This is a genomic window from Sphingomonas sediminicola, from assembly GCF_014489515.1.
GTDB lineage: Bacteria > Pseudomonadota > Alphaproteobacteria > Sphingomonadales > Sphingomonadaceae > Sphingomicrobium > Sphingomicrobium sediminicola.
This window is the reverse complement of sequence record NZ_CP060782.1, coordinates 1,255,014-1,271,525: the sequence shown is the minus strand read 5'-3', so window position 1 is coordinate 1,271,525 and position 16,512 is coordinate 1,255,014. Positions and strand designations below refer to the sequence as shown.

The window sequence follows — 16,512 nt, the reverse complement described above, 5'->3', positions numbered from 1 at the left end:
GCTATCGGCGCGGCTTCTTCTTGATCTTGGAAGCGTAGAGGAGCGCGGCGACGATGGCGGCCGATCCGATCCCGACCGCGACGCCGGCTTTCACGAGCTTCGACCTGCGCTGCTCGCTGGCGTCATCCCTGTCGTTGCTGTCGGCCATCTCGAACCCCTGAATGCCTTTCTTCCGCGCACATCTATGTTCGACGAGCCGACAATGGAAGCGGAAGGCTGATGGGAAAACGCTTCAAGCCTCTTCCAATTCTCGAGGGAGCGCAGGCCGCGGCGGTCGATCCGAACGTCCATGCCTCGGTGTCGGCATCGGCAGGCTCGGGTAAGACGCAGGTCCTGACCGGTCGAGTGCTCAGCCTGCTCATGAACGGGGCCGATCCAGAATCGATCCTTTGCCTGACCTTCACGAAGGCAGGTGCGGCGGAGATGGCGAACCGCATCGGTGCGCGTCTGGCGGCCTGGGTACGCTTGTCGGATGCTCAGCTTCGCAAGGAACTCTACGCTCTGCGCGGCCCGAACGATCCGGCCGCGCTTCAGCGAGCGCGGCGTCTGTTCGCCAAGGTTTTGGAGGCTCCGGGCGGCCTGCGCATCCAGACGATCCATAGCTTTGCCCAGACGCTTCTATCCGCATTCCCGGCAGAAGCGGGAATAACGCCCGGCTTCAAGCCGATCGAGGGCCGTGCGGAGCAAGAGTTGGCGAAGACAACCTTGGCTGGCTTGCTTGCCGACGCCGAATCTCGCCGCGACGAGCAGCTAATTGCCGACGTCCAGTGCCTCAGCCTCCGTCTAGGCGAGGAAGGGGCCGTCAAATATTTGATGCTCTGCGCCCAATCGCCGGACGCGATGGCCGCGCTCGGATCACCGGAGAAAATCGAACCCGCGCTTCGGCATCTGATGGACCTGCCAGACAGCTCGGTTGAGGACTTTCTTGCTAACCATTGCCATGAGGATCGCTTCGATTGCGACCTTCTCGAAGCAATTGCCGATGCCAACCGCAGGTGGGGCGCGCAAAGCGGCCTCACCTATGCCCAAGCCATCGAAGACTGGCTCGAACTGACGCCGATCGAGCGGGCGGCAGGACTGCAGAAACTTCGCAAAGTCGTCCTCACGGACAAGGGTACCCCACGTGTCTCGACGGGCCAGACGAAAGTGGAGCCGGCCTATGAGGATCATGCGGGCCGCCTCGCGACCCTGATCGGCGATTTGCTCGCGGTGCAGAATGGCGTTCGATTGACTGGCGAAATGGCGGCGGGACTGCGGGCCGGGCAGGCGTTTGCGGCTATTTACACGAAGGCGAAGCGAAGCGCCGGAGTTGCGGATTTCAACGACCTGATCGCTTGGACGCGGCGGCTGCTCGACAGGCCGGGGATGGGCGAGTGGGTTCGCTACAAGCTCGACCGGCGAACCGATCACATCCTTGTCGACGAGTCCCAGGACACGAACCGCGAACAGTGGGAGATCGTTCAGGCGCTTGCTGCCGAGTTCTTCGCCGGAGTGGGAGCGGTCGAGAGCCGTGGTCGGACCATATTCATGGTCGGCGACTTCAAGCAGGCGATTTTCGGCTTCCAAGGTACGGACCCCCAGGAGTTCAAGCGCGCTCGCGATTGGGTTCGGCAGCAGTCCGCGGCACTGCTGGAGGCCGACGAAGATGCGCGGGCCGGCGCGGCGCTGGAATTTCGCGATCTTTCCATCGAGGCGAGCTATCGGTCAGCACCAGCTGTTCTCGACGTTGTGGACGCCGTCATCGGTGATGTTGGCTACCGAAACATGGGCCTTCCCGATCACCCGAACCTTCACCGCGCCCATTTTCATGCGCGTCCCGGTGTCGTCGAACTTTGGAAGCCATTCGCGGTTGAGAACGTCGAGGACAGTGAGGACGGGGAGGAAGGCTGGCTCGGCGAGGAGGCCCGCCTGTATGCCAGCGCGTTGGCCAGGCAAGTGCGGCGCTGGATCGAAGAGGCGCCGATCCTTGCCTCTACGAAACGACCGCTGAGCGCCGGCGATGTGCTCATTCTAGTCCGAAGCCGCGGCGAACTGGCTTCGCTGATCGTCGCGCGCCTTTTCGAAGAAGGTGTGCCCGTAGCGGGTATAGACCGCCTGCATCTCCAGGAGCCGCTGGCCGTCAAGGATCTGCTCGCAGCCGTCGCCTTCGCTGCACAGCCGCTGGACGACCTGAACCTCGCGAACCTGCTGGTTTCTCCCCTGATGGGCTGGAGCCAGGAGCTTTTGCTCGAGCTCGCCTACGGACGGGGAGGCATATCGCTGTGGCAGAGGCTCGGCGAACGCGCCGACCTGAAACCTGAATTCCGGACGGCCCGGGACCAGCTCGGCGAACTCCTTGCGACGGCCGACTTTACGACGCCCCACCGCTTTCTGGAGACCATCCTCTCCGGACCAATGGACGGACGGCGCAAGCTCTATGGTCGCCTCGGTATGGCTGCTCGCGACCCCATCGACGAGCTGCTGGCAAGCGCCCTCGATTTCGAGCATCAGGAAATAGCGTCGCTCGACCGGTTCCTGGCGTGGTTTTCGCGCGGCGAGGTCGAAATCAAACGCGACCCTTCCGCTCCGGCGAATGCGGTTCGAGTAATGACCGTGCACGGCGCCAAGGGCTTGGAAGCCCCCGTCGTAATCCTCGCCGACGCTACCGCCGACCCGGCAAAGCTTGGTGGCACATCGAGGACGCTCGATTTCCCCGTTGCCGGAGCGGGCGAAGTGCCGCTCATTCGGCCCCGCAAAGCGGAACGCGTTTCGCCCTTCTCCGAACTGATCGTCGAAGAGGAAGCGCGGGATCTCGAGGAGCATTGGCGGCTACTTTATGTTGGGCTGACCCGCGCCGAGGAGCGGCTCGTGATCGCTGGCCTGCAGCCGAAGACAAAGGACGGAATCCGTCCCGAGAACTCCTGGCATACGAGCGTCGAGCGGGCACTTGTGTCGCTAGGCGCCCACTGGATCGAGGACGAGCATTGGGGGTCTGCACTTCGTTACCAGGGGGGAGTCCCGGCAGGCGCAGTGAAGGCGAAGTCTGTGTCGGCCGCGCTCGCTCGCCCGAGCATTCCGGCGTGGGCGACGACACGCGTGCCTCCTGAAGCGCGTCCCCCGCAGCCGCTCGCTCCTTCGGCAATTGCCGAGGATCGCGAGTCACTGCCGCCTCCGAGCGAGTCCATGCGCCTCGCGGCCGAGCGCGGTACGATGATACACCTGCTTCTGGAACGGCTCGCGGACGTAGAACGATTACAGCGTCACGCTGCCGCACTACGATGGCTGGAGCGAAGCGCAGGGATGACGGATGCAGGTGCCCGCGGCGAAATCGCGGATACTGTCTGCGAAGTCCTGTCGGATCCGCGCTTTTCAGCTCTGTTTGGCGAAAGATCTCTCGCGGAAGCTCCAATAGCGGCAACCATCGCTGACGGGACGGTCGTCGCGGGGACCGTCGATCGTCTGTTGGTCGAAGAACACCGGATTTCGGTTGTCGACTTCAAGACCGGCAAGGTGCCGCAATCGCACGATGCGATTCCAGCCTCCCACAAGGCTCAGATGAGCGCCTATACAGCGGCGTTGCGAGTCATTTTTCCGGGTCGGGAGGTACGCGCCGCCTTGCTCTACACGAGCGGTCCCCAGCTCTTCGAACTGTAGTGTTGAGACTATCGCGCACAGTCCCATATGCCTGTTAACTTTTGTCACGGAGACATGTTGAAATGGCCACCAAATCCGTCACCGACCAGAGCTTCCAGGACGATGTGCTGGGTGCTTCGGGTCCAGTTCTCGTGGATTTTTGGGCGGAGTGGTGCGGCCCGTGCCGGATGATCGCTCCGGCGCTCGAGGAGATTTCGAACGAACTTGGCGACAAGGTTTCGGTCGTGAAGATCAATATTGACGAGAACCCGGACACGCCGGGCCGCTATGGCGTTCGCGGCATCCCGACGATGCTTCTTTTCAAGGACGGTCAGCCGATCGCACAGAAGGTCGGAGCAGCTCCGCGCAGCCAGATCCAGCAGTGGCTCGAGGGCAACCTCTAGGTCTTTCCGGCGGAATGCATTGAATTAGTCGGGCCCGCGCTTGCCGGGCCCGATTTTTTGCAGTTGGGCCAGGCTGCATTCCAGCGCTCCCATTAAGACTGCCTTTCATTGACTACGCTTAGGGCGCTGCCTACATCGCCCGCCACAATTTGCCGGCTGTGTGGGGGCAGTCGTTCAGGCCCGTCCAAGCGCCCGGCACGTAAAGGATTTCCATGATCGCCGCACTGGCAAAGAGCATCTTCGGATCGGCAAACGACCGCTATGTCCGAGGCCTCGGAAAATACGTCGATGCCGTGAATGGTTTCGAGCCCACGATTTCGGCCATGACGGACGATGAGCTTCGCGGTCAGACCGAGGTTTTTCGCCGCCGCCTGGCCGATGGAGTCAAGCTCGACGATCTGCTACCGGAAGCCTTTGCTACGGTTCGTGAGGCGGCGAAGCGGACGCTCGGCCAGCGGCATTACGACGTCCAGTTGATCGGCGGCATCGCGCTTCACCGTGGCGAAATCGCCGAGATGAAGACGGGCGAAGGAAAGACGCTCGTCGCCACACTCGCGACCTATCTCAATGCGCTACCCGGCAAGGGCGTCCACGTAGTCACGGTAAACGATTATCTCGCCCGCCGCGACGCGGATTGGATGGGTCAGATTTACCGCTTCCTCGGGCTGACGGTGGGCGTGATCGTGCCCAACCTGACCGACCAGCAGCGGCGCGAGGCATACGAAAGCGACATCACCTACGCGACCAATAACGAGCTCGGCTTCGACTACCTCCGCGACAATATGAAATATTCGCGGGAGCAGATGGTCCAGCGGCCGTTTAACTTCGCGATCGTCGACGAGGTGGACTCGATACTGATCGACGAAGCCCGCACACCGCTGATCATTTCCGGCCCGACCGACGACAAGTCGGAGCTCTACGTCTCCGTCGACAAGATCGTGAAGAGCCTAGTCGCCGAAGACTATGACAAGGACGAGAAGCAGAAGTCCGTCGTCCTTACCGAGGACGGCACCGAAAAGGCTGAGCGGATGCTCGAGGAGGCGGGTCTGATCGAGGGCCGCAACCTCTACGACATCGCCAACACGCAGGTCGTCCACCACTTGAACCAGTCGCTGAAGGCGAACGTGATGTTCAAGCGGGACATCGACTACATCGTGAAGGACGAGAAGGTCGTCATCATCGATGAGTTCACCGGCCGCATGATGGATGGACGCCGCTGGTCGGACGGTCTCCACCAGGCAGTCGAGGCGAAGGAAGGCGTCAACATCGAGGCGGAGAATCAGACGCTCGCTTCGATCACCTTCCAGAACTACTTCCGCATGTATCCGAAGCTGTCGGGAATGACCGGCACGGCAATGACCGAGGCGCCGGAATTCTTCGACATCTATCGGATGAATGTCGTTTCGATCCCGACCAACGTGCCGGTGAAGCGCGTCGATGAGGACGACGAGTTCTACAAGAACATCACCGACAAGTTCGCTGCGATCGCGAAGGAGATCAAACATCGGCAGGAGATCGGCCAGCCGGTGCTGGTCGGTACCGTCTCCATCGAGAAGTCCGAAATGCTCTCGGAATTCTTGGAGCGCGAGGGCATCAAACATTCTGTCCTGAATGCCCGCTTCCACGAAAGCGAGGCGCATATTGTCGCGCAGGCGGGTCGCCTGGGAGCGGTTACCATCGCCACCAACATGGCCGGCCGCGGAACGGACATTCAGCTTGGCGGTAACCTAGAATTCCGGATGCAGGACGAGTTCGCGCATCTCGTCGCGGGGACGCCGGAATATGAGGCGCAGGCCGAGAAAGTCCGCGCTGAGATCATCGAGGAGAAACAGCGAGCGCTCGACGTGGGCGGCCTGTTCGTTCTCGGAACTGAGCGCCACGAGAGCCGGCGCATCGACAACCAGCTTCGCGGTCGTTCAGGCCGTCAGGGCGACCCGGGACTGTCGCGCTTCTACCTGAGCCTCGACGATGACCTCCTGCGCATCTTCGGGCCGCAGACGATGTTCGCGCGGCTGATGAACAAGAACCTTGAGGACGGCGAGGCGATCATCAGCCCGTGGATCTCGAAGGCGATCGAGACGGCGCAGAAGAAGGTGGAAGCCCGCAACTACGACATCCGCAAGCAGGTCGTCGAATTCGACGACGTGATGAACGACCAGCGCAAGGTCATTTACGAGCAGCGCGCGGACATCATGGATGCGGAGGACGTCAACGAGGTCGTCACCGACATGCGCGCGGAGACGGTTGCGTCGATCGTGACGGCTTTCTGTCCGCCGGGCACTTATCCCGAGCAGTGGGACAAGGAAGGCCTGAAGGAGAGCGTCGAAGCCGTATTCGGCCTTCAGCCACCAATCGACGATTGGCTCGAGGAAGAGGCGGTCGAGCAGGAATTGATCATCGAGCGGGTCCAGCAGCTCGCAGACGACGCAATGGCGACCAAGCTCAGCGAGCTCGAGCCCGAACGCTGGAACCAGGTTGAGAAGAACATCCTTCTCCAGACCCTCGACCACTTCTGGAAAGAGCATCTGGCCACGCTGGATGCCCTTCGGGCGGTCATCCACCTTCGCAGCTATGCGCAGAAGAAGCCGATCGACGAATACAAGCAGGAGGCCTTCCTGCTGTTTGAGCGCCTGCTGATCTCGATCCGCGAGGAAGTGACGCGGGTGCTCATGCGCGCTCAGGTCCAGTTCCAGGAACCGCCGCCGCTCGAGCTTCCCGATTTTATCACGCAGCACATCGACCCGTTGTCGGGCGAGGACGATACTGTCGACGTGGATGCCGGAGGATCACTCCTGTCGAGCCTCGGCATTTCGTCGCTGAACATCCCGCAGCCGGCTTTGCCGCAGGGTGAGAATGGCGAGACGGTCGAGCAGCCAATCAGCCGTAACTCGCCCTGTCCGTGCGGCTCGGGCAAGAAGTTCAAGCATTGTCACGGCCAGCTGGCCTGACGGCGATGCCGGAACCGGCGCAGGTTGACCGTTCACAGCTGAGGCATGCCTATCGGGCCGACGAGGAATTCGTCGCGCGTGAACGTCTTGCTCAGGCCCGTCTCGACAGCGCCGCTCTGGGCGAGGCGACGGCGACGGCTCGAGCACTGGTGAAGGGCGTTCGCTCGCATAAGCCGTCGGGTCTCGACGCCTTCCTGCAGGCCTATGACCTTGGCAGCGACGAGGGCATCGCGATGATGTGCCTTGCCGAGGCGCTGCTGCGTATCCCTGATGCACACACCGCCGACGAGTTGATCGCCGACAAGCTCTCGGGCCCGGACTGGGCCGAAAAACTGGGCCAGTCGGATTCCTCCTTCGTGAACGCAGCGACCTTTTCCCTGCTCCTGACGGGCAAGGTGCTGGAAGGCGCGTCGGACCGCTCCGACAATTGGAAGGCCGCGCTTGGCCGCGCGGTTGGCAGGCTTGGCGAGCCGGTCGTCCGGACTGCAGTCCGGGAGGCGATGAAGATCCTCGGCCGCAATTTCGTGTTCGGCCGCACGATCGACGAGGCGCTTCGCCGGGCCGCACCCGAACGGTCGCAGGGGCTGACGCATAGTTTCGACATGCTCGGGGAGGCAGCGCGGACGATGGCGGACGCGGAACGGTACGCGGACGCTTACCGCAATGCCCTCGATCGTATCGCCAAGGAGGCCAAGGGAGGCTTCGCGAAGTCGCCGGGAATTTCCGTCAAGCTGTCGGCGCTCCACCCCGCTACGAATGGAGCCATGCCGAAGAGGCGAAGGCGTTCATCCTGCCGATCCTGCAGGAGCTTGCGCATAAGGCGAGCAAGGCTGACGTCCACCTGACGATCGATGCCGAAGAGGCCGACCGCCTCGAGCTTCAGATGGACATGCTCGAACAGCTACTTTTAAACGACAGCCTGTTCGCAAATGGTTGGGGCGGACTGGGCGTAGCGATTCAGGCGTATCAGAAGCGCGCTCTGCCACTCTGCGAATGGACGGTCTCAGCCGCGCGCGCTCATCGGCGCAAGCTGATGGTCCGCCTTGTGAAGGGTGCCTACTGGGACACGGAGATCAAGGCCGCTCAGGTTGCGGGATTGCCGGACTATCCGGTTTTCACCCGCAAGGTTGCGACCGACGTTTCCTATCTCGCGTGTGCCAAGATCCTGCTCTCTGCAAAGGATGCGATTTATCCGGCGTTCGCCACGCACAACGCCAACACCATCGCCGCCGTGAAGGCGCTCGCTGGCAAGACGCCGTTCGAGTTCCAGCGCCTGCACGGCATGGGCGAGGGGCTGTATGAGGAAGTCGCGAAGCTCGAAAAGGCGATCGGCGACCCGCAGACGCCGGTGCGGATCTACGCTCCGGTCGGTAGCCACAAGGAATTGCTGGCCTATCTTGTACGCCGTCTGCTCGAAAACGGCGCCAATTCCTCCTTCGTCAACCGTATCGCGGACGAGCATGTCAGTCTCGACGACCTGGTTCGCGATCCGGTTGCAGATCTTGAAGCTCTCCAGCCCAAGCGCAATCCGAATATCATCCTGCCGAGCGAACTTTTCGGGAACGGGCGCCGCAACAGCGCCGGAGTCGACCTCAGCGACCCATTGGTGCGCGAGCCGTTGATGCAGCGGCTGAAAAAGCTTGAGGCTCGCAGCTGGTCAGCGAAGCCGGGAATTGGAAAAGGTGAGGGCAGGCCGATCGTCTCGCCGCACGACCATCGGATCACTGTAGGTATGACGTTTGAAGCGACGGCCGATGACGTCGACCGGATGGTTCGTGCCGGGCACGCTGCGCAGGTCGCCTGGGATGCGCTTGGCGGCGAAGCGCGCGCAAAGTTGCTCGAACGAGCGGCCGATCTTTACGAAGAGCATGCGGAGGAGTTCTTCTCGCTCTGCACACGAGAAGCCGGAAAGACCCTGGTCGACGCGGTGCTCGAGGTTCGCGAAGCGATCGACTTCCTGCGCTTCTACGCGTCCGAAGCGCGCCGGCAGTTCACTAGGCCCTCCCGCTTCCGGGTCCCACTGGAGAGCGGAACGAAATGCGCTTGCACGGCCGTGGGGTGATTGCGGCCATCTCGCCGTGGAATTTCCCCCTCGCCATCTTCACTGGCCTGGTGTCGGCGCCGTTGGCTGCCGGTAACGCGGTTATTGCGAAACCAGCCGGGCAAACGCCGCTAATTGGCGCATTGGCTATCGAGCTGATGCATCAGGCGGGCATTCCCAAGGACATCGTCCAGCTCGCACCGGGCTCGGGCAGGGTAGTCGGCGGAACGCTGACTGCTCATCCGCTGCTTTCGGGCGTCGTCTTCACCGGCTCGACCGAGACCGCGCGGATGATCAACCGCACGCTGGCCGAGCGCGATGGCCCGATCATTCCGTTCGTTGCCGAAACCGGCGGGCAGAATGCGATGATCGTCGACAGCTCGGCTTTGCCCGAGCAGGTGACTCGCGACGTTATCTCGTCGGCATTCCAGAGCGCGGGCCAGCGCTGCTCGGCCCTGCGGGTCCTGTTCGTCCAGGAAGACGTTGCCGACGGCATGATCGAGATGATCGCCGGCGCGATGGAGGCGCTGAAGGTCGGTGACCCGAGTGACCTGACGACCGACGTCGGCCCCGTGATCGACGAGGCTGCAAAGAAAGTGCTCGATGACCACCTCAAGTGGCTCGACAATAATGCGCAAAAGATCTGCCGATTGAACGCGCCAAAGGAGGCTGCGAACGGTTGGTTCGTTCCTCCCGCTTTCTATGAGATTCAGTCGCTAAGCCAATTGAATCGCGAAAACTTTGGTGCGATCCTTCACGTCATCCGCTTTGCCAGCGACAAGCTCGACAAAGTCGTCGAGGCCATCAATGCGACCGGCTACGGACTGACCCTCGGGCTTCAGAGTCGCATCGACACGGTGCGCGATTACGTCGAGGCGCATGCCCACGTCGGCAATTTCTACGTAAATCGCAACCAGATCGGCGCGGTGGTGGAAAGCCAGCCCTTCGGAGGCGAGGGCTTGTCAGGAACGGGCCCGAAAGCCGGCGGGCCGCATTACGTCGCGCGCTTCGCGACCGAGCGGGTCACCTGCATCGACACCACCGCAGCAGGCGGCAACGCTACCCTGATGGCAGCGATCGAGGGCTAAAGCCTCGTTTGTCCCTTCACGGGACACCGGGGAGCGGCAGGAAAGAGCAGCCGTTTTTAGAGGGCGGGGTGGCCTTCCCAGGCACGAACGCGCTCCGCCGGAGCGGTCGGGCGAAAGCCTGGCCGCTCCGTTTGCATTTGCGCGAAAAAATGGCTCCCCGGGCCTGATTCGAACAGGCGACCATTCGATTAACAGTCGAACGCTCTACCGCTGAGCTACCGGGGAGCGACCCGCATTGCTGCAGGGCGAGGCGGCTAGATAGCGAAGCTCACTCCAAAGGCAAGTGCCGTTGACCCTTCAGGTGGCGAATTGCTCCATCGCGATCCGCTCGTCGAGCGCATGCTCCGGATCGAACAGCAATGTGAGCGATCTTTCGCGGTCCAGGCGGACCTCTACCTTCGCGACTTCGCGGACTTCCTTCTGGTCGGCAACAGCGGAAACCGGCCGATTCTTGGCTTCCAGGATCCGGAAACAGACGGCCGTGTCGTCAGGGAGAATAGCGCCCGACCAGCGGCGTGGCCTGAAAGGGCTGATCGGCGTGAGGGCAAGCATCTTGGCCTGAAGCGGAAGGATCGGGCCCCGCGCAGAGAGATTGTACGCGGTCGATCCCGCGGGGGTCGCGACAAGAACGCCGTCACAAGCCAGTTCCGGCAGGGCAACCCGGCCGTTCACCAGGATTTCGATCTTCGCGGTCTGCCGCGTCTCGCGAAGCAGGGATACTTCGTTGATTGCGGCGTGGCGGAAGATTTCTCCCGAAACCGTTGTCGCTGTCATCTGCAGCGGTGCGACGCGGATCGCTTTGGCACCGGCGATGCGCTCGGCGAGGCGGTCCAGCCGCCATTCGTTCATCAGGAAGCCGACCGTGCCCCGGTTCATTCCGAACACTGGCTTCGGTACTCCGGCATCCAGCATCGCGTGCAGAGTCTGGAGCATGAACCCATCGCCGCCGAGCGCCACGAGGGTGTCCGCCTCTTCTTCCTTGGCCCAGGTGTAACGGCGACGAAGCATCGTCTCGGCCGCTTTGGCGACCTCCGTGTGCGACGACAGCAACCCGATCCTCAGGCCGGCAAGGTCGACCTTTTCTTTGCCACCACCGATCTTGGCTGCGTCAGCGCTCAACTGCCGCTCCCTTCTGCTTTCGAGCATAGGGATTTTGGCAGGGCGCGCCACTGTCCCGTTGTGGGGCGAGGCCTTAATGGCCGGTTTCGGCGGGACGACGGGAGCGCTAGCCAATCATCCATGTTGAAGCGGGATGGCGTAGAGACCAGGGAACGCAACGAGGACCGGCGGGAGTCTCCCGTACCTCGGCGGCGCAAGGATGATCTCCTAGCGGCGGTCATTGCTCACCAGCAGATCGGCGTGGTTTTCCAGCCGCAGATCGATCCTGCCAGCGGCGAAGTCGCCGGTGCCGAGGCCCTTGCGAGATGGGATCGTGTTGCTGGAGCAGAACAATTGTTCGCTCGGGCGGCAGCAGCCGGGCTCTCCGAACCCCTTTCGCGCCTTGTTCAATTCAAGGCGTTGCGCGCTGCAGCGGCATGGGAAGGGCCGCTGCGGCGCCTCCGTGTTTCGATCAACCTTCTTCCGGAAGACATACTGCAGGACAACTACGTCGACTGGCTTATCGGCCAGATCAATTCCGTGGGGATCGACCCCAAGAGGGTCACAATCGAGATTACCGAGAATGCCTTGCTCAGCGACCTGGAAGCGGTTGCGGAGCGACTGACGAGAATTCGCCAGGAAGGAATCAAGGTTGCGCTGGATGACTTTGGAACAGGCTACGCAAGCCTTTCCTATCTCGGCAGCCTTCCATTGGACGCGCTGAAGATCGACCGCGGTTTGGTCGCCAGAATTGGCACCAGTGAGCGCGACCGCATCGTCGTTCGGTCGATCTTCTCTCTTGCCCGTGACCTTGGCCTGACCGTCATCGTCGAAGGCGTCGAGTGCACTTCTCAGCTCGTGTTGCTCGCGGAATGGGGCTGCGACCTCTACCAGGGATTCTTGGGCGCCGGGGCGCTCGACGAAGTGGAGCTCTCACGCTTCGTCGCCGTTTCGCAGGCCAATGCCGCCTAGGCGGCCACCGGCTCCTTCGCACGATCACTTGCCGCGGCCACACGCGCCAGCCCAGTTGAAAGCTGCAACGCGCCGTTGAGCCGTGCTTCTGGCGTCGGCCAATCCCGTGAAACAACGAGCTTGCTGTCCGGTCGGAGCTTAGCCGTGCCTTTCAGCCGGTCGATATAGCCGAGGAGGCCCGCGAGATCCGGGAACCCGCCGTCCGCGAAGGTGACGAGCGCACCCTTGGGCCCAACATCAAGCTTGGCGATCATCGCCTTCTTCGAGTTGAGCTTTGTCTCGACGATCTTGAGCAAATTCTGTGTCTCCGACGGAAGCGCTCCGAACCGATCGATCATCTCGGCCGCGAAAGACTCCACGCCTTGCTTGTCGTCCAGCTCGCCGAGGCGACGGTACAAGCCCATGCGCAGGTCGAGGTCCGGCACATAGGTTTCCGGAATGAGGACCGGTGCATCGACGCTGATCTGCGGAGTGAACCCTCGGGCCGTGGAATGCCGCCGGCCTTCTGCTCGACGATCGCGTCCTCCAGCATCGATTGATAAAGCTCGAAACCGACCTCCTTGATGTGTCCTGATTGCTCGTCGCCGAGCAGGTTACCCGCGCCGCGAATGTCGAGGTCGTGGCTCGCAAGCTGGAATCCGGCACCGAGGCTGTCGAGATTGGCAAGCACCTGAAGGCGCTTCTCCGCAGTCTCCGTGATCGAACGATCAGCCGGGGTCGTGAGGTAAGCGTAAGCGCGAGCCTTCGAACGGCCCACCCGGCCGCGGAGTTGATAGAGTTGGGCGAGGCCAAACCGGTCGGCGCGATGCACGATCAACGTGTTAGCGCTCGGAATGTCGAGGCCACTCTCGACGATCGTGGTCGAAAGCAGCACGTCATACTTGCGATCGTAGAAGGCGCTCATGCGCTCTTCCACTTCGGTCGGCGCCATTTGGCCGTGGGCGGTGACCGCCTTGACCTCCGGCACTTCCTCGCGAAGCCATTCCTCCACGTCCGGAAGATCAGCGATGCGAGGAACGACGAAGAAGCTTTGCCCGCCGCGATAGTGTTCACGGAGCAGTGCTTCGCGAACGACAACTGGATCCCACGGCGTGACGTAGGTGCGGACGGCGAGGCGATCGACCGGTGGCGTCTGGATAACGCTGAGCTCACGGAGACCGCTCATCGCCATTTGGAGCGTGCGCGGGATTGGCGTTGCGGTCAGTGTCAGCACGTGAACGTCGGCTTTCAGCGCCTTCAGCCGTTCCTTGTGGGTCACTCCGAAATGCTGCTCCTCGTCGACAATGACGAGCCCCAACTTCTTGAACTTGATCCCTTTCCCGAGAATCGCGTGCGTGCCGATGACAATGTCGACCTGGCCATTCTCAAGACCTTCACGAGTGCTCCTCGCCTCGGTCGCGGGGACCAGTCGCGACAGCCGCCCAACCTTAATTGGAAATCCTTCAAGCCGCTCCGTGAAATTTCGATAGTGCTGCCGCGCGAGAAGAGTGGTCGGAGCGACGATCGCGACCTGCATTCCTGACATCGCAGCGACGAAGGCAGCGCGAAGCGCGACCTCCGTCTTGCCGAAGCCGACGTCGCCGCAAACCAGGCGGTCCATCGGCTTGCCGGATTCTAGATCCGCAAGGACGTCCTCGATGGCGCGGTCCTGGTCGTCCGTCTCCTCGTAAGGGAAGCGATCGACGAACTGGGGAAAAGCGCTGTCCGCCTCGATCACAACGCCGGGGCGTGTGGCGCGCATCGCCGCGGTCTTGATGAGCTCGCCCGCGATCTCGCGGATGCGCTCCTTCATCCGCGACTTACGGCGCTGCCAGCCTTCGCCGCCAAGGCGATCGAGCGCGACGCCCTCGCTCTCGTTGCCGTAGCGCGTCAGCAGGTCGATGTTCTCGACCGGGACGTAGAGCTTGTTCCCGCCCGCATATTCCAGCGCCACGCAGTCGTGCGGCGCCTTGCCGACCATGATCGATGTCAGGCCTTCGTAGCGGCCGATGCCATGGTCGTTGTGGACGACGAGATCGCCAGGCGAGAGTGTCGCAAGCTCGGATAGGAATGCGGCCGCGCCCTTGCGCTTCTTGCGGCGGCGGACCAGCCGGTCGCCGAGCATGTCCTGTTCGGTGAGGACGGCGACGTCCGGCGCGGTGAAGCCATGGTCGAGCGGCAAGACCATCAGCGCAGGCTGGGTCTTGCTGCCGAGCGCCTCCTGCCAATTGTCGACGAGCTTCTGGGTCTTCAAGCCGTGATCGCCAAGTAGGCCAGACAGGCGCTCGCGGGCACCGACGCTGTAGCTTGCCAGAACGACTTTATGTCCGCTTTTCCGAAGCTTCGAGATATGATTAGAGACAGCTTCGTAGATATTGGCTTGCTGGGTGCGCTCGGGCGTGAAGTCTCGAGCAGTTTCGACTCCGAAGCTGACGATCCTGTCGCTTTCGGGCTCGGGGAATTGTGACGTCAGGTGGATGGGCCGTTCGGCGACGGCTGCATTCCATTCCTCCTCCGTCAGGTAGAGCGCGCCCGGCTCCAATGGACGGTAGCTGCCCGCTTCGCCGGACATCGTCTTGCGACGGTTGGCGTAATAATCGTCGATCGACTCCCGCCGCGCGGCAAGCGCCTGGTCCACACCGGCGTCACGGACGATGATGTCCGCCTCGCCAAGATGATCGAACAGGGTTGTCAGCCGCTCTTCAAATAAAGGGAGCCAATGCTCCATCCCGCTCATTCGGCGCCCGTCCGAGATGGCCTCGTAAAGGGGGTCGCCTGTCGCAGTCGCTCCGAACGTTTCCCGATAGCGAGAGCGGAAACGCTTGATAGTCTCCTCGTCGAGCAGAGCCTCGGACGCCGGCGTGAGCGTGAAGGCCTTGGCTCGGTCCGTCGAGCGCTGGTCGGCGGGATCGAAACGGCGAAGGCTCTCAATCTCGTCGCCGAAGAAATCGAGGCGGAGCGCCATGGTCTCGCCGGCCGGGAAAAGATCGACCAGCGAGCCACGTACGGCATATTCGCCATGCTCGGCGACGGACTCGACCCGCTCGTATCCTAGCGAGCTCAGCTGGGCGACCAGCCGGTTGCGGTCGATGCGCGCGCCCTCTTCGATACGCTGGGTAAGCTGACGTACGCGAAACGGGGTCAGCAGGCGCTGCGTCGCTGCATTCTCCGTAACGACCAATAGCTGAGGACTCGTGGCCTTCAGCTGCAGCGCGTTCAGCGTTGCCAGCCGTTCGGCCATGACGCGCAGGGCTGGGGAGGTGCGGTCGTATGGCAGGCAGTCCCACGAAGGAAGGGTCAGCACTTCCACTTCCGGCGCGAAAAGCGGGACGGTCTCCGCCAGCGCCCGCATTGCCATTTCGTCCGAAGCGATCAGTACCGCACGGCCGCCCTTCGCCGATCCATGCGCCGCGCGAGCGAGATCGGCAGCGAGCACCGGCAGGAAGCCCGGCGGTACGCCGGCAAGAGTCAGCGGTTCGGAAGCGCGGAGGACGTGCTGCAACGTGTCCGTCATCGCGCGCTCCGGATGTAATCGAGAAGCTTCAGGGCATCGATCATGGGACCAGCGAAGCGCTGTGGTGCCTCGGCGGTTCCGATGGCCCAGGCCATGATGTCGACGTCCTGCTCTTCCAGCAAGGCGGAGAAAAGCGCGCGCTCATCAGTGCTCCACGACGCATTGTGAGCGTCGAAGAACCCGCCGATCAGCATGTCCGCTTCGCGCGTGCCACGATGGTGCGCGCGCCAGCGCAGGCGCTTCAATTCCTCGTCTGGAAGCATGCCTGCGATGTAGTGGAGGGATGCCCTCAAAGAAAGTCCGTCCCCCACGCAATTTACATGTTCATTCCAGCCATCTGGTGCGTCTGCTTGTGCGCCTTGCAGCTGACGTTCGGATTGAATTGCGCGAATATCCCGCTCGGGTTCTCGCGATAGAGCCAGACGTGGCGGTCGTAATGGGGCTCGAACATGTGGGCCTCGTCGATCTTGGTGGCAGGGTCATCCTGCATCGTGTCCCATTCGACGCCGTGGAAGCTCGGCGGCTTTGTATTACCGGCGGCATGCCAGGACTTCCGGAAGACCAAGTTCTCGACGGCGACCAGCTGGAGCGAACCATCGGCATGAGGTTCGTAGATGAGGATCGCGGGCTTGTTGAAGTCGGTGTGCGTCCCGTTGCCGTTGACTCGCGGGTTGGGCGGCGCAGAGATTCCCAGCATGTCGGGCCGGAAGAAATGGATGCCCATGGCCCGAGGCTTGCGGGCCGGCCCATCATCTCCGCTGAGTCGCAGGTGTCCGACGGATCGCGGATATAACCTTCCGCCAAAGCGACCTTCACATCCTTGAAGCGCTCGGTGGCCGCCCGAACCTGGTCCAGC

The 16,512-nt window shown here is 62.4% G+C and carries 11 protein-coding genes, 1 tRNA gene and 1 pseudogene; 7 read left to right on the top strand and 6 right to left on the bottom strand.

Annotation, left to right across the window (positions count from 1 at the left end; all coding sequences use genetic code 11):
• Window position 1 precedes the first annotated feature (1 nt).
• Window positions 2–148, bottom strand: coding sequence for a hypothetical protein (locus tag H9L14_RS06785; RefSeq protein ID WP_246444534.1), 147 nt, complete (start codon window positions 146–148; stop codon window positions 2–4).
• 71 nt (window positions 149–219) lie between these two features.
• Here H9L14_RS06785 and addA point away from each other — a divergent pair, with 71 nt between their 5' ends.
• From addA to H9L14_RS16595, 6 genes are all read left to right on the top strand, one after another.
• Window positions 220–3,633 (top strand): double-strand break repair helicase AddA, encoded by a 3,414-nt coding sequence (addA, locus tag H9L14_RS06780; RefSeq protein ID WP_187709707.1) that lies wholly within the window; start codon window positions 220–222, stop codon window positions 3,631–3,633.
• Between the two features lie 62 nt (window positions 3,634–3,695).
• The gene (gene trxA, locus H9L14_RS06775) at window positions 3,696–4,016 is read left to right on the top strand and encodes a thioredoxin (RefSeq protein WP_187709706.1); all 321 of its coding nucleotides are present in this window, start codon (window positions 3,696–3,698) and stop codon (window positions 4,014–4,016) included.
• Between the two features lie 212 nt (window positions 4,017–4,228).
• The gene (gene secA / locus H9L14_RS06770; protein WP_187709705.1) at window positions 4,229–6,964 is read left to right on the top strand and encodes a preprotein translocase subunit SecA; all 2,736 of its coding nucleotides are present in this window, start codon (window positions 4,229–4,231) and stop codon (window positions 6,962–6,964) included.
• Window positions 6,943–7,809, top strand: coding sequence for a proline dehydrogenase family protein (locus H9L14_RS15700; protein ID WP_246444532.1), 867 nt, complete (start codon window positions 6,943–6,945; stop codon window positions 7,807–7,809). Before secA ends, H9L14_RS15700 begins: the two co-directional genes overlap by 22 nt.
• Window positions 7,810–7,847: 38 nt before the next feature.
• Window positions 7,848–9,026 (top strand): proline dehydrogenase family protein, encoded by a 1,179-nt coding sequence (locus H9L14_RS16600; RefSeq protein WP_425506903.1) that lies wholly within the window; start codon window positions 7,848–7,850, stop codon window positions 9,024–9,026.
• Window positions 9,002–10,093 (top strand): L-glutamate gamma-semialdehyde dehydrogenase, encoded by a 1,092-nt coding sequence (locus H9L14_RS16595; RefSeq protein WP_281389443.1) that lies wholly within the window; start codon window positions 9,002–9,004, stop codon window positions 10,091–10,093. The genes H9L14_RS16600 and H9L14_RS16595 overlap by 25 nt, the downstream gene beginning before the upstream one ends.
• Window positions 10,094–10,243: 150 nt before the next feature.
• On the opposite strand, the gene H9L14_RS06760 is transcribed toward H9L14_RS16595, so the two are convergent.
• A tRNA-Asn gene (locus H9L14_RS06760) sits at window positions 10,244–10,318 on the bottom strand.
• Between the two features lie 72 nt (window positions 10,319–10,390).
• Entirely contained in the window at window positions 10,391–11,212 is an 822-nt protein-coding gene (locus H9L14_RS06755) for an NAD kinase (protein ID WP_425506902.1), read from the bottom strand.
• Between the two features lie 120 nt (window positions 11,213–11,332).
• Between H9L14_RS06755 and H9L14_RS06750 the strand changes: the two genes are divergently transcribed.
• Window positions 11,333–12,163: an EAL domain-containing protein gene (locus tag H9L14_RS06750; RefSeq protein ID WP_187709703.1), complete on the top strand. Its 831-nt coding sequence runs from the start codon at window positions 11,333–11,335 to the stop codon at window positions 12,161–12,163.
• On the opposite strand, the pseudogene mfd reads toward H9L14_RS06750, so the two are convergent.
• The 3 genes and pseudogenes from mfd to H9L14_RS06735 all read right to left on the bottom strand — a co-directional run bounded on the left by mfd (window position 12,160) and on the right by H9L14_RS06735 (window position 16,380).
• Window positions 12,160–15,656, bottom strand: a pseudogene (gene mfd / locus H9L14_RS06745) (transcription-repair coupling factor). The gene H9L14_RS06750 and the pseudogene mfd overlap by 4 nt on opposite strands.
• On the bottom strand, window positions 15,653–15,919 hold the full coding sequence (locus tag H9L14_RS06740) for an FAD assembly factor SdhE (RefSeq protein WP_187709702.1): 267 nt from the start codon (window positions 15,917–15,919) through the stop codon (window positions 15,653–15,655). The pseudogene mfd and the gene H9L14_RS06740 overlap by 4 nt, the downstream one beginning before the upstream one ends.
• A gap of 53 nt (window positions 15,920–15,972) precedes the next feature.
• A complete protein-coding gene (locus H9L14_RS06735) occupies window positions 15,973–16,380 on the bottom strand; it encodes a hypothetical protein (RefSeq protein WP_222949949.1) in 408 nt (135 codons plus the stop codon).
• Window positions 16,381–16,512 lie beyond the last annotated feature (132 nt).

What these genes read in the sequence shown, in the direction of transcription:
- H9L14_RS06785 (WP_246444534.1), bottom strand. Translation starts at nt 148, where the DNA reads ATGGCCGACAGCAACGACAGGGATGACGCCAGCGAGCAGCGCAGGTCG.
- addA (WP_187709707.1), top strand. Translation starts at nt 220, where the DNA reads ATGGGAAAACGCTTCAAGCCTCTTCCAATTCTCGAGGGAGCGCAGGCC.
- trxA (WP_187709706.1), top strand. Translation starts at nt 3,696, where the DNA reads ATGGCCACCAAATCCGTCACCGACCAGAGCTTCCAGGACGATGTGCTG.
- secA (WP_187709705.1), top strand. Translation starts at nt 4,229, where the DNA reads ATGATCGCCGCACTGGCAAAGAGCATCTTCGGATCGGCAAACGACCGC.
- H9L14_RS16600 (WP_425506903.1), top strand. Translation starts at nt 7,848, where the DNA reads ATGGACATGCTCGAACAGCTACTTTTAAACGACAGCCTGTTCGCAAAT.
- H9L14_RS16595 (WP_281389443.1), top strand. Translation starts at nt 9,002, where the DNA reads ATGCGCTTGCACGGCCGTGGGGTGATTGCGGCCATCTCGCCGTGGAAT.
- H9L14_RS06750 (WP_187709703.1), top strand. Translation starts at nt 11,333, where the DNA reads ATGTTGAAGCGGGATGGCGTAGAGACCAGGGAACGCAACGAGGACCGG.
- H9L14_RS06740 (WP_187709702.1), bottom strand. Translation starts at nt 15,919, where the DNA reads ATGCTTCCAGACGAGGAATTGAAGCGCCTGCGCTGGCGCGCGCACCAT.
- H9L14_RS06735 (WP_222949949.1), bottom strand. Translation starts at nt 16,380, where the DNA reads ATGGGCATCCATTTCTTCCGGCCCGACATGCTGGGAATCTCTGCGCCG.